This is a genomic window from Gallaecimonas zhanjiangensis (assembly GCF_057624825.1).
In genome coordinates this window covers 2,984,471-3,007,411 of sequence record NZ_CM172603.1, presented here as the reverse complement: position 1 = coordinate 3,007,411, position 22,941 = coordinate 2,984,471, and the positions used below count along the sequence as shown (strand labels likewise).

At 55.0% G+C, this 22,941-nt stretch carries 22 protein-coding genes, 1 pseudogene and 1 riboswitch; of the genes and pseudogenes, 16 read left to right on the top strand and 7 right to left on the bottom strand.

The genetic code is table 11. The features are described 5' to 3' along the window. Positions 1-236 precede the first annotated feature (236 nt). The 3 genes from AC22G1_RS14330 to AC22G1_RS14320 all read right to left on the bottom strand — a co-directional run bounded on the left by AC22G1_RS14330 (position 237) and on the right by AC22G1_RS14320 (position 2,661). Positions 237-605: a response regulator transcription factor gene (locus AC22G1_RS14330; protein ID WP_487313965.1), complete on the bottom strand. Its 369-nt coding sequence runs from the start codon at positions 603-605 to the stop codon at positions 237-239. 105 nt (positions 606-710) lie between these two features. Then, the gene (locus AC22G1_RS14325; protein WP_487313964.1) at positions 711-1,346 is read right to left on the bottom strand and encodes a response regulator transcription factor; all 636 of its coding nucleotides are present in this window, start codon (positions 1,344-1,346) and stop codon (positions 711-713) included. Then, positions 1,339-2,661: a PAS domain-containing sensor histidine kinase gene (locus AC22G1_RS14320; protein WP_487313963.1), complete on the bottom strand. Its 1,323-nt coding sequence runs from the start codon at positions 2,659-2,661 to the stop codon at positions 1,339-1,341. Before AC22G1_RS14320 ends, AC22G1_RS14325 begins: the two co-directional genes overlap by 8 nt. Before the next feature lie 547 nt (positions 2,662-3,208). Between AC22G1_RS14320 and AC22G1_RS14315 the strand changes: the two genes are divergently transcribed. Beyond that, the gene (locus tag AC22G1_RS14315) at positions 3,209-3,772 is read left to right on the top strand and encodes a TetR/AcrR family transcriptional regulator (protein WP_487313962.1); all 564 of its coding nucleotides are present in this window, start codon (positions 3,209-3,211) and stop codon (positions 3,770-3,772) included. 39 nt (positions 3,773-3,811) lie between these two features. On the opposite strand, the gene AC22G1_RS14310 is transcribed toward AC22G1_RS14315, so the two are convergent. After that, entirely contained in the window at positions 3,812-4,825 is a 1,014-nt protein-coding gene (locus AC22G1_RS14310) for an alpha/beta hydrolase (RefSeq protein ID WP_487313961.1), read from the bottom strand. Between the two features lie 547 nt (positions 4,826-5,372). On the opposite strand from AC22G1_RS14310, the gene AC22G1_RS14305 reads away from it, so the two are divergent. Both AC22G1_RS14305 and AC22G1_RS14300 read left to right on the top strand, forming a co-directional pair. Continuing rightward, the gene (locus tag AC22G1_RS14305; RefSeq protein ID WP_157052901.1) at positions 5,373-5,537 is read left to right on the top strand and encodes a hypothetical protein; all 165 of its coding nucleotides are present in this window, start codon (positions 5,373-5,375) and stop codon (positions 5,535-5,537) included. Between the two features lie 111 nt (positions 5,538-5,648). Further along, on the top strand, positions 5,649-5,912 hold the full coding sequence (locus tag AC22G1_RS14300; RefSeq protein ID WP_050658400.1) for an Lpp/OprI family alanine-zipper lipoprotein: 264 nt from the start codon (positions 5,649-5,651) through the stop codon (positions 5,910-5,912). A 37-nt stretch (positions 5,913-5,949) separates the two neighbouring features. On the opposite strand, the gene AC22G1_RS14295 is transcribed toward AC22G1_RS14300, so the two are convergent. Beyond that, positions 5,950-6,780 (bottom strand): L,D-transpeptidase family protein, encoded by an 831-nt coding sequence (locus AC22G1_RS14295; RefSeq protein ID WP_487313960.1) that lies wholly within the window; start codon positions 6,778-6,780, stop codon positions 5,950-5,952. 346 nt (positions 6,781-7,126) lie between these two features. Between AC22G1_RS14295 and AC22G1_RS14290 the strand changes: the two genes are divergently transcribed. The 4 genes from AC22G1_RS14290 to AC22G1_RS14275 all read left to right on the top strand — a co-directional run bounded on the left by AC22G1_RS14290 (position 7,127) and on the right by AC22G1_RS14275 (position 13,712). Further along, positions 7,127-9,052: a methyl-accepting chemotaxis protein gene (locus AC22G1_RS14290; protein ID WP_487313959.1), complete on the top strand. Its 1,926-nt coding sequence runs from the start codon at positions 7,127-7,129 to the stop codon at positions 9,050-9,052. Positions 9,053-9,178: 126 nt separating this feature from the next. Beyond that, complete coding sequence (locus tag AC22G1_RS14285; RefSeq protein WP_487313958.1) at positions 9,179-10,027, top strand: mechanosensitive ion channel family protein; 849 nt, start codon at positions 9,179-9,181, stop codon at positions 10,025-10,027. After that, complete coding sequence (locus AC22G1_RS14280; protein ID WP_487313957.1) at positions 10,027-10,998, top strand: calcium/sodium antiporter; 972 nt, start codon at positions 10,027-10,029, stop codon at positions 10,996-10,998. Before AC22G1_RS14285 ends, AC22G1_RS14280 begins: the two co-directional genes overlap by 1 nt. Positions 10,999-11,114: 116 nt before the next feature. Then, the gene (locus AC22G1_RS14275; RefSeq protein ID WP_487313956.1) at positions 11,115-13,712 is read left to right on the top strand and encodes a hypothetical protein; all 2,598 of its coding nucleotides are present in this window, start codon (positions 11,115-11,117) and stop codon (positions 13,710-13,712) included. A 6-nt stretch (positions 13,713-13,718) separates the two neighbouring features. Here AC22G1_RS14275 and AC22G1_RS14270 read toward each other — a convergent pair whose 3' ends face one another. Together AC22G1_RS14270 and AC22G1_RS14265 are read right to left on the bottom strand one after the other, a co-directional pair. Continuing rightward, on the bottom strand, positions 13,719-14,336 hold the full coding sequence (locus AC22G1_RS14270) for a LysE family translocator (RefSeq protein WP_487313955.1): 618 nt from the start codon (positions 14,334-14,336) through the stop codon (positions 13,719-13,721). A gap of 77 nt (positions 14,337-14,413) precedes the next feature. Next, positions 14,414-14,914 (bottom strand): Mpo1 family 2-hydroxy fatty acid dioxygenase, encoded by a 501-nt coding sequence (locus tag AC22G1_RS14265; protein WP_487313954.1) that lies wholly within the window; start codon positions 14,912-14,914, stop codon positions 14,414-14,416. A 147-nt stretch (positions 14,915-15,061) separates the two neighbouring features. Between AC22G1_RS14265 and AC22G1_RS14260 the strand changes: the two genes are divergently transcribed. The 9 genes and pseudogenes from AC22G1_RS14260 to AC22G1_RS14220 form a co-directional block, all read left to right on the top strand. Next, positions 15,062-15,925: a FliM/FliN family flagellar motor switch protein gene (locus AC22G1_RS14260; protein WP_487313953.1), complete on the top strand. Its 864-nt coding sequence runs from the start codon at positions 15,062-15,064 to the stop codon at positions 15,923-15,925. Then, complete coding sequence (gene fliN / locus AC22G1_RS14255; protein WP_487313952.1) at positions 15,922-16,284, top strand: flagellar motor switch protein FliN; 363 nt, start codon at positions 15,922-15,924, stop codon at positions 16,282-16,284. The genes AC22G1_RS14260 and fliN overlap by 4 nt, the downstream gene beginning before the upstream one ends. After that, entirely contained in the window at positions 16,281-17,006 is a 726-nt protein-coding gene (fliP, locus tag AC22G1_RS14250) for a flagellar type III secretion system pore protein FliP (RefSeq protein ID WP_487313951.1), read from the top strand. The genes fliN and fliP overlap by 4 nt, the downstream gene beginning before the upstream one ends. Before the next feature lie 7 nt (positions 17,007-17,013). Next, the gene (gene fliQ / locus AC22G1_RS14245; protein WP_050658410.1) at positions 17,014-17,283 is read left to right on the top strand and encodes a flagellar biosynthesis protein FliQ; all 270 of its coding nucleotides are present in this window, start codon (positions 17,014-17,016) and stop codon (positions 17,281-17,283) included. Continuing rightward, the gene (fliR, locus tag AC22G1_RS14240) at positions 17,280-18,068 is read left to right on the top strand and encodes a flagellar biosynthetic protein FliR (RefSeq protein ID WP_170164096.1); all 789 of its coding nucleotides are present in this window, start codon (positions 17,280-17,282) and stop codon (positions 18,066-18,068) included. The genes fliQ and fliR overlap by 4 nt, the downstream gene beginning before the upstream one ends. Further along, the gene (gene flhB / locus AC22G1_RS14235; protein WP_487313950.1) at positions 18,065-19,198 is read left to right on the top strand and encodes a flagellar biosynthesis protein FlhB; all 1,134 of its coding nucleotides are present in this window, start codon (positions 18,065-18,067) and stop codon (positions 19,196-19,198) included. Before fliR ends, flhB begins: the two co-directional genes overlap by 4 nt. A 6-nt stretch (positions 19,199-19,204) precedes the next feature. Next, positions 19,205-21,271 (top strand): flagellar biosynthesis protein FlhA, encoded by a 2,067-nt coding sequence (gene flhA, locus AC22G1_RS14230; protein WP_487313949.1) that lies wholly within the window; start codon positions 19,205-19,207, stop codon positions 21,269-21,271. Positions 21,272-21,460: 189 nt separating this feature from the next. Continuing rightward, positions 21,461-21,548: riboswitch (cyclic di-GMP riboswitch) on the top strand. 343 nt (positions 21,549-21,891) lie between these two features. Next, complete coding sequence (locus tag AC22G1_RS14225) at positions 21,892-22,653, top strand: MotY family protein (RefSeq protein ID WP_487313948.1); 762 nt, start codon at positions 21,892-21,894, stop codon at positions 22,651-22,653. Beyond that, positions 22,650-22,928, top strand: a pseudogene (locus AC22G1_RS14220) (sigma-54-dependent Fis family transcriptional regulator); the annotation flags it as partial. The gene AC22G1_RS14225 and the pseudogene AC22G1_RS14220, both read left to right, overlap by 4 nt. Positions 22,929-22,941 lie beyond the last annotated feature (13 nt).

The following is a 22,941-nucleotide window of genomic DNA, read 5'->3' as shown; positions in this document are numbered from 1 at the left end:
TGAGGTTGCTTTTTCTCTTTTTGGTATTAGCTCGCAACCTCTGGGCGCTATTCTTTCATCCCCCGCACTGGTCGCTTCGGCGAGCCTTTAAGCGACAACTGGCCTGAATGGCCAGTTTTTTTTATCTGAAATTCGCCTGTTTTGGGCAGTGATACCATCGCGGTGCAAAGACAATACGCGCTAAAACTAAGGGTCCAAATGCGGGCCCTTAGGTAGCTTAAAGAGGCAATACGGGGTTAGGCGCTTAAGGCCTCGTCAAGGCAGGCAATCATTTGCTCGGCAGAAAAAGGCTTGCTGAGCATGCAAAGGGCGCCTTCCGGCTTTTGCTTTGTTTTGCTCTCAAAATGCGCCGAGATAATGATAACGGGCAGCGGGTTTGCTTCGTTTTTTAACTTATCCAGCAGTTCCAGGCCACTCATGCCCGGCATTTGCACATCGACGATGAGGCACTGGCATTGGCTGTCGCTATAAGCCGCAGATGCGAGGAAAGCTTCGGCGCAATCAAATTCCACAGCCTGGTATCCCAGCACTCTTACCAAGCTATTTAACGCAGCCCTTATTGGGGCTTCGTCATCAATGATTGCAACTAACGATGGGGTCGACAAAACGGCATACCTGTCTAGTGAGAAAGGCCGGGATAAACCGACTGCTACACGATAGCGCAATCAACACCAGAGCAACATCATACTGAGGTATAAAAAAGACTTTGCTTATTCTGCTGATTTTTTGAGCGATTCAGACATTCTGACCAGCTCGGCGAAGGTTTTTGCCTTCATTTTTTTCATCGCGTTGCCGCGATGCACTTTTACCGTAATCAGGCTCAGGGAAAGCTCACCGGCGATTTGTTTATTCATCAGCCCGGATACCGCCAGCTGCATCACCTCCTGCTCACGAGGGGTAAGGGTGTCAAAACGTTGCTGAACGTCAAAGCTTTCCAGCTCGCTGGAACGGCGGTTTTGATCTTTGTCTAAGGCGGCCATCACCGCATCTAGCAAATCCTGGTCACGAAAGGGCTTGGCCAGGAAATCCACTGCGCCGGCTTTCATGGCCCGCACCGACATGGCGATATCGCCGTAGCCGGTGATCATGATGATGGGGACCATAATGCCCTGGTCGGCCAATTGGCGCTGAAAATCCAGGCCGCTGGCGCATTGCAGCCGCACGTCCAAAATCAGGCAGCAGGGATTTTTGGGCATGTCAAAGCTCAGAAACTCGGCTGTAGACGAGCAGGCTTTGACAACCAGCCCCACAGAGCGCAACAAGCTGCTTAACGAGTCGCGGACGCTTTGCTCGTCGTCAACAATAAAAACCTGAGTGCCATCGGTGTTGGTGCTGGCTTTAATCACTGCTTACTTCCTCTAACCGGGGGAGCGTGAATACCACGCTGGCCCCGCCTTCTTCGCGGTTTTGCGCATTGATGGCGCCGCCATGCATATCGATGATGGAGCGGCAAATCGACAATCCCATACCCATGCCGGTGGCCTTGGTGGTGACAAAGGCCTTGAACATGTTGCCAGCCACCTCTTGCGATAAGCCGGGGCCGTTGTCATTCACGGTGCAAACCACCGGGTCAGCGTCGCTCAGTACCACGGATATCTGCCGGTAACGCTGCTCGTTGCTGGCCAGTGCCTGAATAGCGTTAAGCAGCAGGTTAATCACAACCTGTTGTAACTGAATGTAGTCGCCCATCACCGGTGTAGCCTTGAGCTGGGTTTTGACGATGACCCTCTCGGCTTTGAGTTCGCGCTCAACCAAGGCAAGTGATTCCTTGACCACATCCTGTAGATCCAAGGGGGCGTGAACCTGCTCGGTCTTGCGGGCAAGGTTACGTATGCGTTTGATCACTTCACTGGCCCGGCGCGCCTCGGTAATGATGCGGTTCATGCAATCGGTGACCTCCGTGAGGTCTGGCGGGTCGCGCTTTAACCAGCGCAAAGAGGCTTCGCCGGTGGTGGTGATGGAGGCCAGCGGCTGGTTTATCTCGTGGCTAAAAGAGGCGGCCAGTTCACCCAGGGTGCTGAGCCTAGCGGCGTGCGCCAACTCGCTTTGTGCTTGATGTAGGGCGGCATCGGCCTGTTTGTGGTCGGTAACATCGTTGTTGGTGATAAGAATGCGGGTGGGGTGCCCCTGGTTATCCCGGATAAGAGACCAGCGGCTGGAGACGATAACCGGTTGCCCGTCTTTACCGATTTGGGTGAGCTCCCCTTCCCATTGGCCATGGGCGGTCAACCATTCTTTAGCTTCAGCGCGATTGGATGGGTATTGGGTCGCCAGTATGTCGTCGCTGCTGCGCCCCTTTACCTCGTCAAAGTGCCAGCCATAAAGGCTGGTGGCGCCAGGGTTCCACAGCTCAATCTTGTCTTGCAGGTCGGTCAGGATAATAGCGTCGTGGGTTTGGCCAAGCATCTGTACCTGGCGTTTGAGGGCGTCCTGGAAGCTTTTATTACCCATGGCCAAGGCCGAGGTGATGCAAATAGCGGCCAGGCTGACCAGGCATCGCGCAAAAGCGGATGACTCGAAATCGATACCGTGGGATAAGAAAAAGGCAAAGACGGTCAGCACGATGGAGGCGATGGACATCAGCAACAGGCCTTTTGGGCTAAACAGTCTAATGCCCATCAGGATCACCGCCACATAAAGTACGGCTACGGCAATATCCAAGGATGTCAGGGTGTCGATAATAAAAATAGCCAGTGTAGCCAGCAATATCAGTGCCTTCAGCAATACGTGGCTGACCCCTGAAGACAATAATGTGGCAAAAGGATATTTATTTATCATGGCATGAGAGGACTAAATCAATTCCAAAAAGGGAACATGTCAAGTGTCATCTATGTTTGATGAAATATGGCTGCTTTGCAATGCATATCCGCATACTCTGCCAGAACGCAGGAGATTGTAACGTTAATAACGTTAATCTTGCGTAGTACTTTAAGGCTATTGAAAAATACTAATAGCGATAATTAAGTGCGCTGGCTACGGTTTTTCCTTAAGGCTTTAACTTATACAAATTCAGACAATAGGTTAATCACCGTTATTTACATGCTCTTGATAACAGAGTATTTCCAATCTGCGCTCGATTCTCCGTTACCTTTGTACAGGGATTAGCCGAAAGGCAAGCGACAAAATACATAATGCAGCGCCGCTGGGCATATGAACTTGGCTAGGAGTGGCCGAGGTTCCGGCAGGACAAATAAAAAAGGAATCGATTATGAAAGTCACGCGGGCTGAAGCTCAGGCCAATCACGAGCGGGTTTTGGAGAGTGCGTCGCAGCTGTTTCGCCAATGGGGGTTTGACGGGGTCAGTGTCAATGCCCTGATGCAGTCTGCCGGGCTGACCCGAGGCGGCTTTTACGGCCACTTTGAATCGAAGCAGCAACTGGTTATCCAGTCTTTGGAGTTGATGCTGGAAGAAAACAACCTTCAATGGCAACTGCTGGTCAAACAGGGGCTACCGTCGCTGGTCAATTACTACCTTTCCCCCGATCACCGTGACACGCCGCAGCAAGGATGTATGCTGGCAGCCTTGAACGCCGATGTCTCTCGCCAACAACCGGCGGTAAAAGGGCTTTTTAACAGTGGCGTGAGTAACCTGATGGCGCTGCTGACCTCCTGTGCGCCGGGGGATACCGAACTGGAACAAAAAAACAGGGCGACGGTTTGGCTTTGTATTTTGGTTGGTGCTTTGTCGCTATCGAGGGCGGTCGCTGATGAGCAGCTCGCCGAACATATTTGCCAACAGGCGATTGGCAGTATCTTGCAGAGCAAAGAGTAAAAAAGGCCCCTGATGGGGCCTTTTTTTGTAGCGGCGCTGTTATTTCAGGTGCTCTTTGAGCGCGGTGCCGGCTTGGTCGAGGGCGGCTTCTACTGCCGGTACGTCAGCCAGGGCATTGAGCAGGCCGAAGTCGTGGATGAGGCCGTTGTAGCGAACGGAAGTGACATCTACACCGGCAGCGTTGAGCTTACGGCCGTAGGCTTCGCCTTCATCACGCAGCACATCTTCTTCTGCGGTTTGAATAAGGGCCGGCGGCAGGCCTTTGAGCTCTTTGATGCTGGCGCGCAGCGGTGAAGCGTAGATCTGAGCGCGGTCTTTGGGGTTGGTGGTATAGGCATCCCAGAACCATTTCATCATCGGGCGGGTCAGGAAGTAACCCTCGGCATACTTCTTATAAGAACCGGTATCAAAGTTGGCATCGGTTACCGGCCACAGCAGCAGCTGGAAGCGGATATGGGGGGTGCCTTTGTCTTTGGCCATCAGGCTGACAACGGCTGCCATGTTGCCACCGACGCTGTTACCGGCAACGGCCAGCTTGCTGCCGTCAACACCGATCTCTTTACCGTGTTCTGCAACCCATTTAGTGGCGTCATAAGCCTGATTGATGGCAACAGGGTAATGGGCTTCCGGTGACGGGGTGTAGTCAACGTAGACAGCGGCGTCGCCGGAGCGGACAACCAAGTCACGGATCAACCGTTCGTGAGTGGGATAGTCACCCAGGATCCAGCCACCGCCGTGGAAGAACATGAAGGCAGGCAAGTCACCGGTACTGCCTTGGGGGCGCACAATCACCAGTTTGATGTCTTTACCGTTGGTGTGAATGACCTTGGTGGTGACATCGGCAGGAGGCAGCTCAGCGCCTTTTTGGGCGTTAGTCAGCACAGCGCGGGCTTCTTTGGGAGTCAAATCCTGCATCGGTTTACCACCGCTGCTGTTCAGCGCTTTCAGGAAAGCGGCAACGTGGCGTTCTGTATGAGTGTCGGTGGCGGCAAAGGCGCTGTTTACAGTCAGAGCCAAAGCAGAAGCAGCAAGAATTTTGGTAATGCCTTTCATGATGTTTTCCTCTTAAGTGGTTTGGTTTTGAGAACGAGGACTAAGTTATCGCAATAATGATTATCGCGATAACTAAATGCACCGATAGGTGCTATCGCTTTTTCACAAGCGGCTGAGACGCCTTTACCACCAGGTTGTCTCCATGGTCGTTTCGCCATGGTTAGTCATTGTTTTTATTAAGCTTTAAAACTTAATACGAATCAGTATCGCGGAATGACTCGGCCTTAGTAAGGGGGGAGAGGTAAAACGTCTGTTAAAGGTGATGCGATAAGGATTTGAGTCATAACTGGTTATCACTTTGATAATTAATGACTTTTTTGTTCTTGCTCTATCGGCTAGTCGGATCGCCTTGTTTCGGGGAACGCTGGTCACGTCACTGTGTGCGGTTGTCGGTCAGCCAGCTTTAGGTGGGTAAAAAGTGCCGGTAGCGTAAAAAGAGATTTTCTTGTGCAAGAACAACTTGCTCTTTTTGGTGAAAAAATGTGCTTGCCAGTGGCCTTGCCGATGAACTAAAGCTTTATGACCACAGAGCACAAGGAGGCGAAAGATGAACGAGAAAAATGTGAAGAAGAAACTGCCCAAGCCCTTGGTTTTAGCGGAGCAGCAACCATTGAAGGACCAGCGAGTCGAAGATGAACTTCCTGATTTTTCAAATGAAATTCACGACTTTTGCCCTTCGAGGGACAGAGACTACGGCCCCCTGGAGCGCTAGGTGGTTGGGTGACAACGAAGCTGAAGCAGATTTTTATTTTTATGCCAAACTCTAGCCAGCGAATCTAAACTCAGCGATAAATGATTGTCACCTAAAGAAAAAGGAGTGGATATGAAGCGTACATTGACTTTGGCTGCCCTGGTTGTGGCATCTACCGCACTTTTTGGCTGCTCCAGCAACACCAGTAGCCAAAGTGAGATGTTGTCCAACAAGCTCGACCAGCTGAGCTCGAAGGTAGATAAGATTGCCTCCGATCAGGCGATGCTGAAGCAGGAAGTACAAGATGCCAAAGCTGCCGCCGAACAGGCCAGCATGGAGGCCAAAAGGGCCAACCAGCGCATCGACAATATGTCTTCGACCTACTACAAAAAATAAAAAAAGGCGCCGCTGGCGCCTTTTTTAATACCTCATTTTAGTTCAACCATCCCACCAATTGCGGTACCCCCGGTTGCAGTCGCAGCGCTTCACGTACCTTACTGTCGTCTATGGTTTTCTCGCTCAGCTGCCGTTGCTGGGTGCGTGACAGGGTCAATACCTGGGTGTCTTGCCCGGTGCGGGACAGCGGCTTGTGCACTTCCATATAGAAGCGGCCATCGGGTTCTTTGGCCGTTTTTACCGGCTCGTTGATGATCCTTACCTGAGTACCGGCTGGCACCATGGCAAAAAGACTCTCGATATCTTTGGGCTCAAGGCGGATACAACCGGCGCTTACCCGCATACCAATACCTACATCTTGGTTGGTGCCATGAATGAGATACTCTCCATGGCCAAAGCCCAGGCGCATGGCAAAAAGCCCCAACGGATTGTCTGGCCCTGCAGGTACCACATCGGGAAGGGATTTACCTTCGGCGGCGAAGCGGTCGCGGGTGCCTTGGGTGGGGGTCCAAGTGGGGTTCTTTTCCTTTTGTACGATCTTGGTCACACCAAGGGGCGTATCCAGGCCGATACGACCAATACCTACCGGAAAGACATAAAGTTTTTTCGCACTGTTGTCGAAATAGTAAAGACGCAGCTCAGCCAGATTGATGACGATGCCGCTGCGTTCCACATTCGGCAGCAATAATGCCGTGGGTAAAGTAAGGCGGGTACCGGGAGGGGGCAGCAGAGGGTCCAGTCCCGGGTTCGCTTCGATGATGTTCAAAGGACCAACGCCGAAACGCCGGGCGATTTTCTCAAAGGAATCACCCTGCTTAACGGTGTAGGTACTGGGTTTACCGATGAGGGCCTGATTGGCTGCAGGCATCGGAAAAACCGCACAAAAAGCAGGAAAGGTAGTCACGAACAGCAGGGCTATCAAAAAACGCATGGCGTCCCCAATGGCGAATGGCGGATGGCACTGCCGTTCATCTTATCCTGTTTAGTAAGACGATTGCTGAATGCCGGCCTGCCTGGATGCGAGCTGGTTAGCATTTGTACAAAAATAGAGGCGCCAAATGCCCTGTGTGGGGTAAAATACCTGAGACTTTTGCTCGGTCTTTAACCCAGTGTCAAATTTGGCGGCAATGTACCGCCCGGGAGGGAATCCTACTAACCAATGCGTATTTATCGGCGGGATGTCGATAAGCCATTATCAACATGTCGGAGCCAGTATGACGATCGCCCGTAAGTTTTCTCTCGCCATTTTGTCCCTCCTTGTCGTTTTTGTGATTTTGCTGAGTGTTGCCAGTGTGCTGGGAACTCGCCAGGAAACCTTGGAAACAGCCAATCGGCAGGCCAGAAAAGCGGCTGATCAAACTCAGCGCATCCTCAGCGTCACCAATCAATTGATGCTGGCTCAAGTGCACAGCTCCATGGCGGTTTTGAAAACCATGGGTTTGCAACTGGGTACGCCTGCCTTGGGTAGTGAGGTGTCGGTGATGGGCCGCCAGGTGCCCAACCTGCTGCTGGGTAGCCAAAGCCAAGCCAATCAATACCAACTGGTGGACAGCCTGACCGAGAAAATGGGCGGCACCGCAACCTTGTTCGTTAAATCCGGTGACGACTTTGTCCGCGTCTCAACCAATGTCAAAAAAGACGGGCAGCGTGCTACCGGTACTGTGCTGGCGCCATCTGGCGCGGCCATGGCTGCTATTCGTCAAGGGCAGGCTTTTTATGGCCAGGTGGATATCCTGGGGTCGCCCTACCTGACTGGCTACGAGCCCATGCGCGATGGCGCTGGGCAGGTGATTGGTATCTGGTACGTGGGCTATAAAGCTGACATGGCGGTACTTGAGCGCTTTGTCGAAGAAAGCCGGATCATGACTAAAGGCTTTGTGGTTCTTCAGGACAACCTGGGGCGGGTGCGTTTTCATTCTACCAGCCAGGATGACAGCACCATTGCCAAGGTCTTGTCTGGGGATGCAGCGAATTGGACCTTGGCCAAGACCGACTTCACTCCTTGGGGCTACAAGATTGTTACCGGTATTGATAACCGTGAAGTCAGTGGCATCATCTGGCAAAAAAGCCTGTGGCTGCTGGGCGGTTTTGTTATCGGTGGCGCCATTTTGATTGTGGTGTTGCTGATGCTGCTGCGCCAGATGGTGACATTGCCCCTAAACGGTGTAAACAGCCGCCTGCAGGCAATCACCGATGGTGACGGCGACCTTACCCTGCGCCTCAACGCCACCGGCAATGACGAACTGGCGGTAATGTCTCGAGGCTTTGACAAAATGCTCGACCAAGTTCATGAGACGGTTAGCCAAGTCAAACAAATGGCGTGTACCTTGACCGAGTCTGCTAAGTCCATGTCTGCTTTGGCTGAAGAATCTGACCGGGCCCAGGGCGAACAGGTCAAGGATACCGACATGGTGGCCGCTGCTATTGAGCAGATGAGCCAATCCATTGCTGAGGTAGCTAACCGCATCGAAGACACAGCCGGTTTCACCCGCGAGACCGACCAGCAGGGCAGTGAAGGGCAAAAAATGCTGGCCCGCACGCAAGCGGCAATCGGTAAGCAGGCAGAGGAGCTGGGGGATGCCAAAGCGGTGATCACCGAGTTGAGTAAAGCCAGTGACGCCATCGGTAAAGTGCTCGAGGTTATCCAGCATATTGCCGAGCAGACCAACCTGCTGGCTCTTAATGCGGCCATAGAGGCAGCCCGGGCCGGTGAGCAAGGCCGAGGTTTTGCGGTGGTCGCCGACGAAGTGCGCTCACTGGCCAGCCGCACCCAAACCTCTACCGAAGAAATTCACCAGATGATTGCCACCTTGCAGGGCAATGCCGCTCAGGCCAGCGCCGTGATTGAGCTCAGCAGCGCCAGTGCTACCGACAACGCTGATGCGGTAGCCGAGCTTGCCGAGAACCTCAGCGCCATCCTGGCAGCCGTATCTAACATCAACAGGTTTAACACCGACATCGCCGCTTCTGCTCACGAGCAGCAAATTGTTGCCGAAGACATCAACAAAACTCTGGTTTCGCTGGCGGACGGTTCCAACAAGAACCGGGAGCTGTCGGAAAAAACCCTTAGCCATGCCAACCAATTGAATGGCTATGCCGGGCAGTTGGAGCGCTTGGTCGGCAATTACCGCACCCATTAACCTTGTCAGGGTCGGCTTTGCCGGCCCTATTCAACTTTTTCCGAGCTAAATCCCCCTTTTACCGTACTGATTTTTACCTCTTCAGCCTTTAAGATCCCCTGTCTTACGATTTTTGGGGTGACCATCTTGACCGAAAAACTTCAGGCGTTCTGGCAAAGCCATGCCGAACTCATTATGGACGTGGGCTACAAGGCCTTGTTGGCCATCGTGGTGGTATTGGCGACCATGGTGTTGTCTGGCTGGGCCCGGCGCTCTGTCAGCAAAGCTCATCAGCGCCTGCACCGCCTGGATGCTACCCTGGTACCCTTGCTGAGCAGCCTGGCTGCCTACGCCATTTACCTGGTGGGGGTGGTGATTGTTCTTGATATCCTTGGTTTTAATACCTCCAGCCTGATAGCCCTTCTGGGTGCTGCTGGCCTTGCTGTGGGCCTGGCGCTTAAAGACACCCTGAGCAATATCGCCGCCGGCATCATGCTGCTGATTTTGCGACCCTTTAAATTGGCCGATTTTATCGAGTGCGCCAGCTTCTCTGGCACGGTCAGGGAAGTTGGGCTCTTTACCACTGTGCTGGAAACCCCGGACGGCCTCTACATCAGTGCCCCCAACAGCAGCTTGTGGGGCTCTCCCATCAAGAACTTCAGCCGCAATGGCAAGCGCCGCATGGATTTGATTGTGGGCATTTCCTACGGCGATTCCCTGGAGGTAGGCCTGGCGGTATTGACTGAGCTTGCACAAAGCGAAGAGCGGATCATGAAAGATCCCGCCTTTCAGGTGATGGTGCAAAGCATGGGAGACAGCAGCGTTAATCTGCAGCTGCGGCTGTGGTCCAGCGTGGATAACTATTGGCCGCTCTATTGGGACATGAACCGGCGTATCAAGGAGCAAATTGAAGCGGCCGGGCTGACCATTCCTTTCCCGCAGCGGGTGCTTACCATGGCTCCCGGCAGCGCGCTCACTAACAAGGATGTTGACTGATGTTACTTGCCATCTTGGCTATTTTAGGCGGCCTAGCGCTGCTGGTTTGGAGTGCCGACCGTTTTGTGGATGGCGCCGCCGCCACCGCTCGCTATGCCGGTATGCCACCGCTGCTTATCGGCATGGTGGTGATAGGTTTTGGCACCTCGGCCCCGGAGATGGTGGTCTCGGCCTTGGCGGCGCTGGACGGCAACCCGGATCTGGCCCTTGGCAATGCCTATGGCTCCAACATCACCAACATTGCCCTTATTCTCGGCCTAGTGGCGATGCTAAGTCCCATTGCGGTGCAGTCTCAGGTCATCAAAAAAGAGCTGCCGGTACTGGGGGCCATTACCCTGCTGTCTGGTGCGCTGCTGATGGACGGTGAGCTTGACCGCCTGGACGCTGGCATCCTGCTGGGGGTATTTGCGCTGCTGATGGGCTGGAGTATTGTCCAAGGCCTTCGCCAGCGTGGCGATGCCATTGGCCAGGAAGTGGACCTGGATTTAGACAGCCAGCCCATGGCCTTAAAGCCGGCTCTTACCTGGCTTGTTATCGGGCTGGTATTGCTGGTTATCAGCTCGCGCATCTTGGTATGGGGCGCGGTAACCATTGCCCACCACCTGGGGGTGAGCGACCTGGTGATTGGCCTTACCATCGTTGCCATCGGTACCTCGCTGCCGGAGCTTGCCTCTTCCATTGCCGCCGTGCGTAAAAACGAACACGATCTCGCCCTTGGTAACGTGATTGGTTCCAACCTCTTCAACACCCTGGCGGTGGTGGGTATTGCAGCGGCCATCAAACCCATGAGCGTAGAGGCGCTGGTGCTGCACCGCGACTGGCTGGTGATGGCCGTGCTGACGGTATTGCTGTTTATCATGGGCTATGGTTTTAAACGCCAAGGGCGAATTAATCGCTTTGAGGGTTTAATTCTTTTGCTGATTTACATTGGCTATAGCAGCTATTTATTTTACGGAATAATGAATGCCTGATTTCAAAAAGGAGCTGCGGCTCCTTTTTTGTTATTTCTCTGTTTAACGTTAAATTAACGCCGGTTAATGGTCGTGGTTCTCCCATAATTCGATAAATCTTTTGGGAGGACGCTTAGATGAAAAAAAGCCAGATACCTAAATCCGTATCGCTGCGGTATTTCATTCCGTTAATGCTCGCTGCGGTTTCTTCTTGTGGCGCCAGCCAGACTCAACAAGCCAATGACCCCACTCCTGAGCCGGTTGCCATCCCGGAACCGGTCACTACCAGCCATCAATTAACCCTGCCGGTTGAGGTGCTGGGGGATGGCAACCCGGCCAGCCCGCTGGTTAAAGACGTTGCCTTAAGCCTTGACAGCACAGGCCTTGCCCAGGCGGACAAGCTCTGGTTTCAATGCCACCGCTGTGGCAGCTATGGGGCGCCGGAGTATGAGCATACCGATGGCCCGGTCAGTAACGTGATTGCCAGCGTCAGGGTGCTGGGGGGGATGGATGACAGCGCCGACATTCCCTGGGTTGATGTCACCGATGCCAATCTGGAAGTGGAAGATACCGTTAAGGTGCAAGGAGGTATTAACGGCGGCTTTTACACCGTTAATATGGCGCTGATTTTAGACAGCGCCATGCGCCAGCGCCTGGTGGCGAGCCCGGCACTAAACCGGGTGCAATTTCGGTTTAATGGTACCGATGGCGAGTCAAACGGATTTCGTATTCTCAATATTGAAATTACCGATGCCAATAATGAAAAGGTATCAACTGATGAAATAACCAGGGTAGATCCACAGCTTGAAAGATCGGCTGACAATATAAATAAAGATGATGCCGAAGCTGGTAAAGCTCTGTGGTACGGCAAAGATCTTTTGACCAAATCCAGTATTGTTAACCGGACTATTCATGCCAGCTGCTCGTCTTGCCACGCCGAGGACGGTTGGGATCTGCAATATTTCAATTACTCCGACAACGCCATTGTTCAGCGCAGCCGTTTTCATGGCTTGAGTGCTGAGCAGGGCCAGCAGATAGCCGACTTCCTGCGTTATTCCCTGACGCAGGTGCCTTATGTAGACAAGGCACGGCCCTGGAACCCTCCTTACCAGCCAGGCCCGGGGCTGGATTGCGACGACCCGCAGTGCGCTGTGGGTTGGTCGGCTGGTGCCGGCCTCGAGGCGGTTGCTGCCTCTCCGGCAGCGGCAGCGGCAGCGCTGTTTGGTAAAAATGCGCTGGCAGATATCACCCAGGATGACGTAGACCAAGTGATGGACGCTAACGCCACCCTCAATGTGCGGGAAATGCCGGTACCGCTTCAGTTTCCTGATTGGAATGCCTGGCTGCCCCAGGTGCATCCCTTGGATGTGTGGCCGGTTGCCGCCAATACTGAAGGGGCTTTTGACGGCGGCGCCCAATTTGTTAACGGCCACTGGGACCCCAAAGGCCGTTATCAGGGGCTGATTGATTGGTTAACCGCCCACCAAAATGCCACCAACCCGGCGGACTGGAGCCAGCTTAGCGCCCTGGAGCGCGAGCAAATCATGGCCATGTTTACCCAGTTTGGTTGGGAGTCTTACAGCTTCCTGGGCGGCGGCCGTGGCGACCATATCGCGCCTTACAGCCAGTACGGCGCGCAAGTAGGTGCGGCTAACCTCAGTAGCCGTATCGACGCCAATACCATTGCCGGTAAGCCCGCCAACGCCTTTGGTACTAATGCCTTTATCGAACGGGCCATGGGCAGCCTTTTGCATTGGAACAGTGTGCGCCAATGGGACTTGGCCCAGCACTATCACCTGGAAGGCAACCAGCAATGGTTTATCGGCGAGGTTGACCAGGCAACGGGCCAGTGGAAAGGGCGGGGCGAGGCCCATGGTTGGCCCTTTAATACCCCGAGCGTGTTCTATCTCGCCCCTCATATGCTTTATCAGGCGGACAAGGACAGTGCCGGTAACTTCACCCGCGAGTGGTATCAGGCCTGGGAAGCGAACAACCTGATGGGCTCGTATTACCGCTCCAACCAGTGGTATCAGCTGCAAATGACCATCAACCCGGGCGCCCAGAGTGGCTGGGTGAACTACCCCATGGACTGGCCCTATTTGACCTTCTTTGACGAACTGGCGGCCAATACTGTGGGCTCGGCAACGCCGGCGGCAAAAGCGGCCCAGCAAGAGCACAATATTCGTCTGCTGCAAGGGCGCATTAAATCGGCCCAGTACGTTAACAACGACATCGTGCTTTATGACCCTTCAGAGAGCGACTTGGTGGCTAACCAGGGGCGTTATGGCCGGGCCCAGGTAGCCAAACACTTGGCGGTAAACAACTTTATCGACAGTGACAGCGAGTTCGGCCACGCCGGGTCGCCCTTTGCCTTCCTCGATGAGCTGACGCCAGGGTTGTATCTGATGGTCGTGAACGGCGCTATCAACCAGTTCAACAGTCTCTATGCCGACACCAAAGCGGAAGATTGGCGCCGCTGCGACCCGAACAATACCCAACTGGGTGAGAGCGAACCTATTGCCGGGTTCCGCTACTGTCTCGACAGTGCCCGCACCCCGCTTGGAGTAAGGAGCGACGGCAGCCGCTACATGCACACCACCTCTTATGGCATCACCACCGAACAGATTGAGCAGTACGGTCTGTGGCGGGCCACCGCCATGGGAGCCGATCCGGTGCGCCTTGGTATCTGGCAAGGCTGGATTGATGCCATGTGGCCAGCACCTGCTGCCCAATAACCCTCACTAACCGCGGCTGGCCAGAAACAGGCCGGCCGCGGCCATTAAGCTGGCAGCCCCCCTATTAAGCCCCTTCATGGCTCGGTCCGAGCGAAACCAAAGCCTTGCTTTGGCAGCAAAAAGCGCCACCGTAAAAACCCCCAGCAGCAGGCCACAAAAGGTCAGCGCCACCACCAGGGCAATCCCCTGGCCGGTGAGGCTGGATAAATCCATAAAGGTGGGCAGAAAGGCCATATAAAAAAGGATGACCTTGGGGTTGGACAGCGAAATCGCCATTCCTTGCACAAAGCTCATCACCCCTTGGGTTTTGTTGTCGCCGGCGTTGTCATCTAGGGCGCTGACCGGCGCCGACCACATTTTATACGCCAGGTACAAAAGGTAAGCGGCGCCGGCAAAGCGGATAACCATAAACAGGCTTGAAAAGTGTGTGGCAATGGCGGCCAGCCCAAAACAGGCGGCCAGCAGGTAAAGAATATCGGAGCTGATCATGCCAAGGCCCAGCCAAAAACAAGCGCCAGCGCCGCGGCTAAGGGCCCGCGACAAAATGGCAAAGACGCCGGGGCCTGGGGTCAGGCAGAATACATAAATGGCCAAAAAGAACGACAAGGCGCTGTGAAAGGTCATGAAGGGCTCCTTACTGAAGGCGCCAGTGTAAGGAAGGCCCGGGCGATAAAAAAGCGCCCTCAGGCGCTTTTTTATACTCAGTGCAGCGGCCCAGCCTTATCTTCAACCTGACGCTTTAGCTCTTGGCGCAAGCCAGCGGCAAACAGCAGTTCGGTGACCACAAACAGCGGCCCGACAATCAGGCCGGCAATATCGTCGACAAAGGCAGGCTTGCGGCCTTCAAAGTAATGGCCAATAAATTGAAAGGCCCAACCAATAACAAAAAGCCCTATGCCCCAGCCAAGCCAGGCGGCGGTATTAAGGGCGGCAAGCCGCTCACCACAAAAAAGGGCAAGAACCATCAGCACCGTCATTAAACTGCCCAGGCGCCATTCAAGGCGCAGGTAGAAAAGGCAAGCCAGCAGGGTCAACAGGCTGGCTGGGCTTATCGGCAGCGGGCCTAACCAAAGGGCAGGGCGGCTTAATAAGGCGTTGAGCGCTATCACAATCAGGGGGATCCCCACCAAATGGGTGAGGATATTGTGTTTATCCCGGTGGTAGCCGGCGTATTGGGCTAAGTATTCGGTTAAGGTTTTCATGGCGCTGCCTGCTGTCAATTGTTCTAAGGGATTAGTGACTTATCTTTATGAGTCAAAATAATGGAGAATAGATTTAAGTCCAGCCCGCATCGGGACGCTTTGCTAGATGCAGGGGAGCTCTTTTTCGTGAGTTTGGGAAGTTAATGCATGCAGGATAAAACCCTGGGCGGTCAGGGTAAGCGCTTTATAAAAGGCGCCGAGGCCGCACAATACCCACAGTTTGACCTGCTTGGTGAAAACCGGCGGGTGGCCGCGCTGTGCGCCACCCTCAACAGGTTAAACACCCACGTGGCTGATGCACTCAGTGTGCATTGCCGTCATCTCTTTAACGACACCGGTGTTCAAATCACCCTGTCGCCCTGGAAGAGCCAGGGCCAGGACGCCGAATGTTGGCTGGGCGCAGGCCCGGACCATAAAAGCGAACCGCTGGTGTCCATGGGTTTTGCCCATAGCGATTTATTCAGTCTTTCCGAGCTCTTTTTTGGCGGCCAGCTTGCACCGGTTAAAAAAATTGAAGGGCGCCAGGTCTCGGAAACCGAAGAAAGGCTTGCCCAGAAGATACTGCACAGTATGCTTGGCGCCTTTTTTGGCAAGCTGGGTATCAAGCTCGAAGGCTGGCAAAGCCAGTGGCATAACCGCTCGCCCCAGCAACAGCAAGTGGGCGCCGAACTCACCATCAAGGTGGGGGAGGGGCAGCTGCGCTGGCTGTGCAGTTGGTCAACCGATTTTGACCCCAACCCTCAACCCCTGGCGGTGATGCCGTCTACCCTCAAGCCGCAGCTTGAGCAATGTGCCCACGCCATTCCGGTAAAACTCAAGGTCACGGTAGCGCAGCTTTCCTTAAGCCTTGGCGAGCTTGGCAAGCTCAAGGCCGGAGATATCCTGCCTATCGAGATGGGTGAAACCGTTTCGGCACGGATTGGCAAAGTCAGCTGCTTGCGTGGCCAGTTGGCAGAGCAGGGCGATCAACTGGTACTTCGTATTGGCGACGGCATTGGAGAAACAAAATGAGCGATAAGAAAAACGACATCCTGGACGACCTGAATTTCGACGACGACCACCTCGACGGTCTGCTGGACGACAAAGCGCAGCCGGCCAAGGCCGCTGCCGAGCTTTCCTTGCTGCGCAACATCCCGGTCAAACTGACCCTGGAAGTAGACAGCGTGGAAATCAGCCTTGGCGAACTTTTAGGCCTGGGCAGCGGTGAAGTGCTGCCGCTGGATAAAAGCGCCGGCGCCCCGCTGGACGTAAGAGTCAACGGCACCCTGCTGGCCAAGGCCGAAGTGGTGGTGGTTGACGGTAAATACGGCCTTCGCCTCACCGAAGTCCTGGACGAACTCAGCCTCAAGCAACTGTCCAGCGGCTCATGAAAAAACTGTTCTGGCTTTTAGTCAGTCTGCTGCCGGTACCGGTACTGGCGGCAGACCTGCCTATTTTCAGCGTCAAGCACGGCTCGGACGCCGACGATTACAGCCTGAACGTGCAAATCTTGCTGCTGATGACGGCGCTGTCGTTCCTGCCGGCCATGCTGCTGATGCTGACCAGCTTTACCCGCATCATCATCGTGCTGTCGGTGCTTCGCCAGGCCCTTGGCCTGCAGCAAAGCCCGCCGAATAGGGTGCTGGTGGGCATTGCTCTTACCCTTACCATCCTTATCATGCGCCCGGTCTGGACCGACATTTACGACAACGCCTTCGTGCCGTTCGATAATGACCAGATCACCCTCAAGGACGCCTTTGCCCGAGCCGAGGTACCGCTTCGCACCTTTATGCTCAAGCAGACCAAGGAGCCCGAACTTGAGCAGATGCTGCGCATTGCCGATGAGCCGCTGACCTTAAAGCCGGACGAAATACCCTTCACGGTGCTGATGCCGGCTTACGTGTTGTCCGAGCTTAAAACCGCCTTTCAAATCGGCTTTATGCTGTTTATTCCCTTTCTCATCATCGACCTGGTGGTGGCCTCGGTATTGATGGCCATGGGTATGATGATGCTGTCGCCGCTGGTTATTTCGCTGCCGTTTAAGCTGATGATCTTCGTGCTGGTGGATGGTTGGGCCATGACGGTCGGCAGCCTGACGGCCAGTTTCGGGTAGCGCCGCCATGACTCCTGAAATGGCGGTTTCGCTGATTTACGACGCTGTACTGAACATCATCCTTATCGTGTCGGTACTGGTGGTGCCGAGCCTTATCGTTGGCCTTTTGGTCAGCATTTTTCAGGCCGCTACCCAAATCAACGAACAGACCCTGTCGTTCCTGCCCCGTTTGCTGGTCACCCTCGGCATGCTGGTGTTTGCCGGTAACTGGATGCTCGAGCGCATCATGGACGTGTTTCACAACCTGTTCGTTGCTATTCCGGTGGCCCTGGGATGAGTTACATGACCTTGTCTGCCCCCGAGCTGGTGGCTTGGCTTGGCAAGGTCTGGTGGCCTTTTTTGCGGATAAGCGCGCTGCTGTGGGCCATGCCTATCTTCGGCGATTACCTGCAAACGCCTCAGGTGCGTATCCTGCTGGCCTTTTTGCTGGCGGCGCTACTGGCACCCATGATGCCGGCCATGCCGGCGGTGGACCCTTTCTCTTTGCAAGCCCTGGTGCTGGCCGGGCAGCAAATTCTGTTTGGCGGCCTGCTGGGGCTGATGGTGCAGATGCTGTTCACGGTAATGACCATGCTCGGGCAGATATTGTCCATGCAGATGAGCTTGTCGGCGGCGGTGATGAACGATCCCACCCACGGCGACTCGGTGCCGCTGATGAGTCAGTTGATGTTCCTGTTGGCGGGCTTTTTGTTCTTCAGCCTCGATGGCCACCTGGTGGTGACTGACGTGCTGGTAGAGAGCTTTGTCACCTGGCCGCCGGGGGAGAGCGTTTTTTCCCTGGATCTCAACCGTATTCTCGGGCTCTTTGGCTGGATGTTCGGTAGCGCCCTTATCCTTGCTATGCCAGCGGTGATTGCCATGTTGATGGTCAACCTGTGCTTTGGCGTGATGAACCGCTCGGCGCCGTCCCTTAACATCTTTGCCCTGGGTTTCCCCCTCGGTTTGCTGCTGGGCTTGCTGTGTGTGCTGCTGACGGTGTCTGGCATTCCCGGCCGCTTTGCCGATTTTGCCAGCCAGGCCATGGACCAGATGCGGCTGATGGTGGCCGGAGGCGTGCGATGAGCGAAAGCAGCAGCCAGGACAAAACAGAAGCTCCCTCGGCGCGCCGCCTTGAAAAGGCCCGCGAAGAAGGGCAGGTTGCCCGTTCCCGTGAGCTGCAAAGCGCGGCCCTGGTGCTGCTGGGCGGGGTGCTGCTTCTGTCGCTCTCCAAAGGCTTTGGCCATTTTGCCGATGCGATAATGCACCTACAGTTCGAGCTCGAATACAGCGACAGCAATGACCCGGCGATGATGCTTAAACACCTCGGCGAAGCCGGGCGCCTTGCCATCAGCGCTTTTGCTCCGCTTTTTGTGATCATTTGGCTGGCATCGCTGGTCAGCGGCCTGCTGCCCGGTGGCTGGTTGCTGTCCATCAAGGCCCTGGCTCCCAAGTTCAGCAAGCTAAACCCGCTCACCGGTATCAAGCGGATGTTCTCGTCCCAGAGCCTGGTGGAATTGCTCAAATCCATGCTCAAGGTATCCCTGCTGCTGTTGGTGCTGGCCTGGATGCTTTGGGACAACTGGCTGGTGCTGATGGGGCTTAATCGCCAGCCTCTCGGTATGGGATTGGAAGGTGGCCTTCGCCTGCTGGCCTTGGTTTTTATCTGGCTGGGGCTGGTGCTGCTGTTTGTCGCCATTTTGGACGTGCCGTTCCAGCGCTGGTCGATGCTCAAAAAGCTGCGCATGAGCAAGCAGGAAGTCAAAGACGAGCACAAGCAGAACGAAGGCAGCCCGGAAGTGAAAAACCGCATCCGCCAGTTGCAGATGCAGATCTCGCGCCAGCGCATCGACCAACGGGTGCCCAAGGCCGACGTTATTCTCACTAACCCGACCCACTACGCGGTGGCCATCAAATATGACCCAGACGCCGCCGAAGCCCCCTATCTGGTGGCCAAAGGCACCGATCAGCTGGCCCTTCGCATCCGCGAAGTGGCAGGGCAACACGACAAAACCATTCTTGAGCTGCCGGAGCTTACCCGGGCGCTCTATCATTCAACGCGGATAGACCAAGAAGTGCCAGCCGGGCTTTATAACGCCGTGGCCCACGTGCTGATGTACGTTATTCAGCTCAATGCCTTCAAGGCTAAAGGTGGGCGCAAGCCAGCGCCGCTGCCGCAATTTAAAATTCCCGCTTCATTAAGACGAGATAGGTAAACCAAGGTGAAGTTGCCCTTTATCAGTTCTTACGCCGCTATTCCGCTGGTACTGCTGTCCGTACTGGCGATGATGATTTTGCCGCTGCCACCTTGGCTTATCGACACTCTGTTTACCTTCAACATCGTACTGGCGGTGCTGGTGCTGCTGGTAGCGGTCTCAGCCAAGCGGCCGTTGGATTTCTCGGTGTTCCCGACCATCCTGCTCATCGCCACCTTGATGCGCCTGACCCTGAACGTGGCCTCCACCCGGGTGGTGCTGCTAAACGGCCATAACGGTTCGGACGCGGCCGGTAAGGTGATCCAGTCCTTCGGGGAAGTGGTCATCGGCGGCAACTACGTGGTGGGCATGGTGGTGTTCGTCATCTTGATGATCATCAACTTCGTGGTGATCACCAAAGGTGGCGAGCGGATCTCCGAAGTGGCGGCCCGCTTTACCCTGGACGCCTTGCCCGGCAAGCAGATGGCCATCGATGCCGATCTTAACGCTGGGGTTATCGACCAAGGCCAGGCCAAGCAGCGCCGCCAGGACGTGGCCAGCGAGGCTGACTTTTACGGCGCCATGGACGGGGCCTCCAAGTTTGTGCGCGGCGATGCCATCGCCGGCTTGATGATTCTGGTGATTAACCTTCTTGGCGGCTTGGCCATCGGGGTGTTCCAGCATCATCTCTCCGGCGCCGATGCCTTCAAGCTCTACGCCATCCTCACCATAGGTGATGGCCTAGTGGCCCAGATCCCGTCGCTGCTGCTGGCAACCGCCGCCGCCATTATCGTGACTCGGGTCAACGACGAGTCGGAAATGTCCGACCAGGTTCACCAGCAGCTGCTGGCCTCACCTCGGGTGATTTGGACTGCAGCTGCGGTGATGGTGATGCTGGGTATCATTCCTGGAATGCCCACCGCGGTTTTCCTCGGCTTTGGCGCGGTGCTGGCCTTTGCTGGCTGGCGCCAGGGTTTGGTCAAACCCGAGCAAGCGCCAGCCCAGGATTTAGAAGAGCTGTCTGACAGGCTCACCCGTGAGCAGCCTCTGGCCTGGGGCGATTTACCCTATGTCGACACCCTGTCTATCGATCTCGGTTATCGCCTGGTCACCTTGGTGGACAAAAGCCAGGGCGCCGAGCTCTTGGCCAGGGTCCGGGGCGTGCGCAAAATTCTTTCCGAGCAGATGGGCTTTTTGGTGCCGGAGGTGCGCATCCGCGACAACCTGCAACTGGGTGCCAGCGAGTATCGCATCAAGCTCGGCGGGGTGATGATTAGCCAAGGGGAGGTGGACCCTGAGCGGCTGATGGCCATTCAGAACGGCGACGTTTACGGCAAACTCGATGGTGAACTCACCATCGAGCCGGCCTACCAGATGGATGCGGTGCTGATCGCGGTGGACCAAAAAGCCAAGGCGTTGAACCTTGGTTACTCGGTGGTAGACAGCGCCACCGTTATTGCTACCCACCTTGGCAAGGTGATGCGCGAGCACTTAGAAGAGATCTTCAGCCATGACGATGTTATTGCCCTTGGCGAGAGGCTCAAATCTCACTCTGAGAAGCTTTTTGAGAGCCTCAATGCTCAGCTAAGCCCCATTCAGCAACTGCGGGTGTATCGCCAGTTACTGGCCGACCAGGTCAGCCTGATGGATATTCGCACCATCGCTACCACCCTGGTAGACAGCTGCGAACTCACCAAAGACCCCATCTTGCTGGCCGCCGATGTGCGTTATGCGCTGCGCCGCAGCCTTATCAAGGCCGCCGTTGGCGACAAAGAGCAACTGGTGACCATGACCCTGGATGACAAACTGGAGCAGACCCTACTCAAAGCGCTCAATCAGGCCCAGGCTGGTGGCAAGGTGGCGCTGGACAGCTTCCCCATCGAGCCGAGCCTGCTTGGCAAGCTGCAGCAGGTGATGCCGCAGCTCAAGGATGAAATGCAGCGCCAGGGCCATTCACCCGTGCTGCTGGTAACGCCGCAACTAAGGCCCTTGCTGGCCCGTTACGCCCGCACTTTTGCCCGTGGACTCAAGGTGTTGTCTTACAACGAAGTGCCAGAAAAGATGCATATTGATGTAGTTGGCACCTTAGGCTGATGGCTTGACCTGTTTAAAACGGCAGGTTAACTGTTTGATTTTTATGTGCCTAATTCTTTTCAAGAAGAAATATTAATTTTTTCATAATTTTGAAGGTAGGCACTTTACGCAGCCGGGATGTAAATATATGCTTACCCCGTGACGTTAATCTTCCGTTCAAGTTTTGGGAAGTTGATGTCTCGACTTGGCTGCCGATAAGGGCAAACCGTGGCGAAAGCCCGGGACGCAAAGCCTCCGGTCTAAGGAAGTTCGCTTCTAAGATAGCGGGGTTGCCAGAGCTAAGGTGTTGTCGACAGTGGCAGACATGACGTTGCCGCTATGTTCTAACGGGCAATCCTTTCCTCGAATAACGCAAGAAATTGATTTTTAAGCGTTATTTCCTTATCCAGCTACTCATTTTAAAACTTTGAGTAGGCACGATCATTATGTACGCTGCAACTGGAACCAAGCTTTCCTCGACACCCCCTGGTGGGTAATCAAGCTGCAGGTAGTGGGCTTTAGGCACTGCTTTACTTGTTTTTTGCTGGTTGAGGAAAGAAATGCACAGATCATTTCTGGCAATGCTAATGCTGGGTGGCTTGGCGTGTTCGGCCCATGCGGTCGAAACCTTCAGGCCCCAAATGGACAATGTCGCTTGGCAATTCTCCGGGGACCATTTTGCTTGCACCCTGGGGCTGCCTGTCACCAATTTTGGTGAGGTGCGCTTTGTTCGTTATGCCGGTGAACCGCTTACTCTGGTGGTGGAGCCCAGCATTCATTTGTCATCAACCAAGGACATCGCCCTGTCATGGCATAACCCGCCCTGGCTGGCGCCGCTGCAAAGTCCCCGTTATGACTCCACAGGCAAGCTGCCGCTGAACTTCGGTGAAGCGGAGAGCAAAGCACTGCTGGAAGCCATGGACAAGGGACTGTGGGGCAAGGTGTCCTTTCCCGCAGAAATCGTGGAGCTACCCAGTGTCAAATGGCAGCAGGCGGCCACCGCCTTTCGCCATTGCCTGGACGTGCTGGCCCCTATGTCTTACCGCCAGGCCAGGGATATTTCCCTGTTCTATGCCCCTGGCGCACGGGCTTTGACTTTGGAGCAGCGTCAGCAGCTCCGTAGCTTGAGCCGTTACGTGGCCCTTGATAAGGGCGTAGACAAAGTGCTGGTGGACGCTTTTACCGATGATACCGGTGACCACCTTGCCAACCTGCAACTGGCCAGAGAAAGAGCCGCTGATGTTAAAGCGGCCCTCCTTGAAGCCGGGATGTCCGCAAAGCTTATCCAGACCCGCGCCCATGGCGATCGTTATCCATCCACCAACAATCAGACTGCCCAGGCCCGTGAGCAAAATCGGCGGGTGACCATCCGGGTGATCAGGAACCGGTTAGGGAAACGATGATGGAAAAGACCATATTGCTTGTAGACCCGCGAGGGTCTGAAGATCCGGTATACCAAGAAATAAAACAAACCGGCTATCGACTGCTGGTGGCTGAGGATTGCGCCACGGCGCTGGTGTGCCTGCATCAGGGCAACCCGGCGCTGGTGCTGGTGGATGCGGATCTGGATACGCCCATCAGTGAGTTTGTGGCTCGTATCCGCCGCTCCCACCCCAAGAGCCCGGTAGTGGCGCTGGTGAGGGGCAATCAAAGTGCCAAGGCCAGCGATGCCATGCGCCAGGGCGCAATCG

What these genes read in the sequence shown, in the direction of transcription:
- flhB (WP_487313950.1), top strand. Translation starts at nt 18,065, where the DNA reads ATGAGCGAAAGCAGCAGCCAGGACAAAACAGAAGCTCCCTCGGCGCGC.
- AC22G1_RS14260 (WP_487313953.1), top strand. Translation starts at nt 15,062, where the DNA reads ATGCAGGATAAAACCCTGGGCGGTCAGGGTAAGCGCTTTATAAAAGGC.
- AC22G1_RS14265 (WP_487313954.1), bottom strand. Translation starts at nt 14,914, where the DNA reads ATGAAAACCTTAACCGAATACTTAGCCCAATACGCCGGCTACCACCGG.
- AC22G1_RS14315 (WP_487313962.1), top strand. Translation starts at nt 3,209, where the DNA reads ATGAAAGTCACGCGGGCTGAAGCTCAGGCCAATCACGAGCGGGTTTTG.
- AC22G1_RS14225 (WP_487313948.1), top strand. Translation starts at nt 21,892, where the DNA reads ATGGACAATGTCGCTTGGCAATTCTCCGGGGACCATTTTGCTTGCACC.
- fliR (WP_170164096.1), top strand. Translation starts at nt 17,280, where the DNA reads ATGAGTTACATGACCTTGTCTGCCCCCGAGCTGGTGGCTTGGCTTGGC.
- fliQ (WP_050658410.1), top strand. Translation starts at nt 17,014, where the DNA reads ATGACTCCTGAAATGGCGGTTTCGCTGATTTACGACGCTGTACTGAAC.
- AC22G1_RS14310 (WP_487313961.1), bottom strand. Translation starts at nt 4,825, where the DNA reads ATGAAAGGCATTACCAAAATTCTTGCTGCTTCTGCTTTGGCTCTGACT.
- fliP (WP_487313951.1), top strand. Translation starts at nt 16,281, where the DNA reads ATGAAAAAACTGTTCTGGCTTTTAGTCAGTCTGCTGCCGGTACCGGTA.
- AC22G1_RS14295 (WP_487313960.1), bottom strand. Translation starts at nt 6,780, where the DNA reads ATGCCTGCAGCCAATCAGGCCCTCATCGGTAAACCCAGTACCTACACC.
- AC22G1_RS14275 (WP_487313956.1), top strand. Translation starts at nt 11,115, where the DNA reads ATGAAAAAAAGCCAGATACCTAAATCCGTATCGCTGCGGTATTTCATT.
- AC22G1_RS14290 (WP_487313959.1), top strand. Translation starts at nt 7,127, where the DNA reads ATGACGATCGCCCGTAAGTTTTCTCTCGCCATTTTGTCCCTCCTTGTC.
- AC22G1_RS14300 (WP_050658400.1), top strand. Translation starts at nt 5,649, where the DNA reads ATGAAGCGTACATTGACTTTGGCTGCCCTGGTTGTGGCATCTACCGCA.
- AC22G1_RS14270 (WP_487313955.1), bottom strand. Translation starts at nt 14,336, where the DNA reads ATGACCTTTCACAGCGCCTTGTCGTTCTTTTTGGCCATTTATGTATTC.
- AC22G1_RS14280 (WP_487313957.1), top strand. Translation starts at nt 10,027, where the DNA reads ATGTTACTTGCCATCTTGGCTATTTTAGGCGGCCTAGCGCTGCTGGTT.
- fliN (WP_487313952.1), top strand. Translation starts at nt 15,922, where the DNA reads ATGAGCGATAAGAAAAACGACATCCTGGACGACCTGAATTTCGACGAC.
- AC22G1_RS14305 (WP_157052901.1), top strand. Translation starts at nt 5,373, where the DNA reads ATGAACGAGAAAAATGTGAAGAAGAAACTGCCCAAGCCCTTGGTTTTA.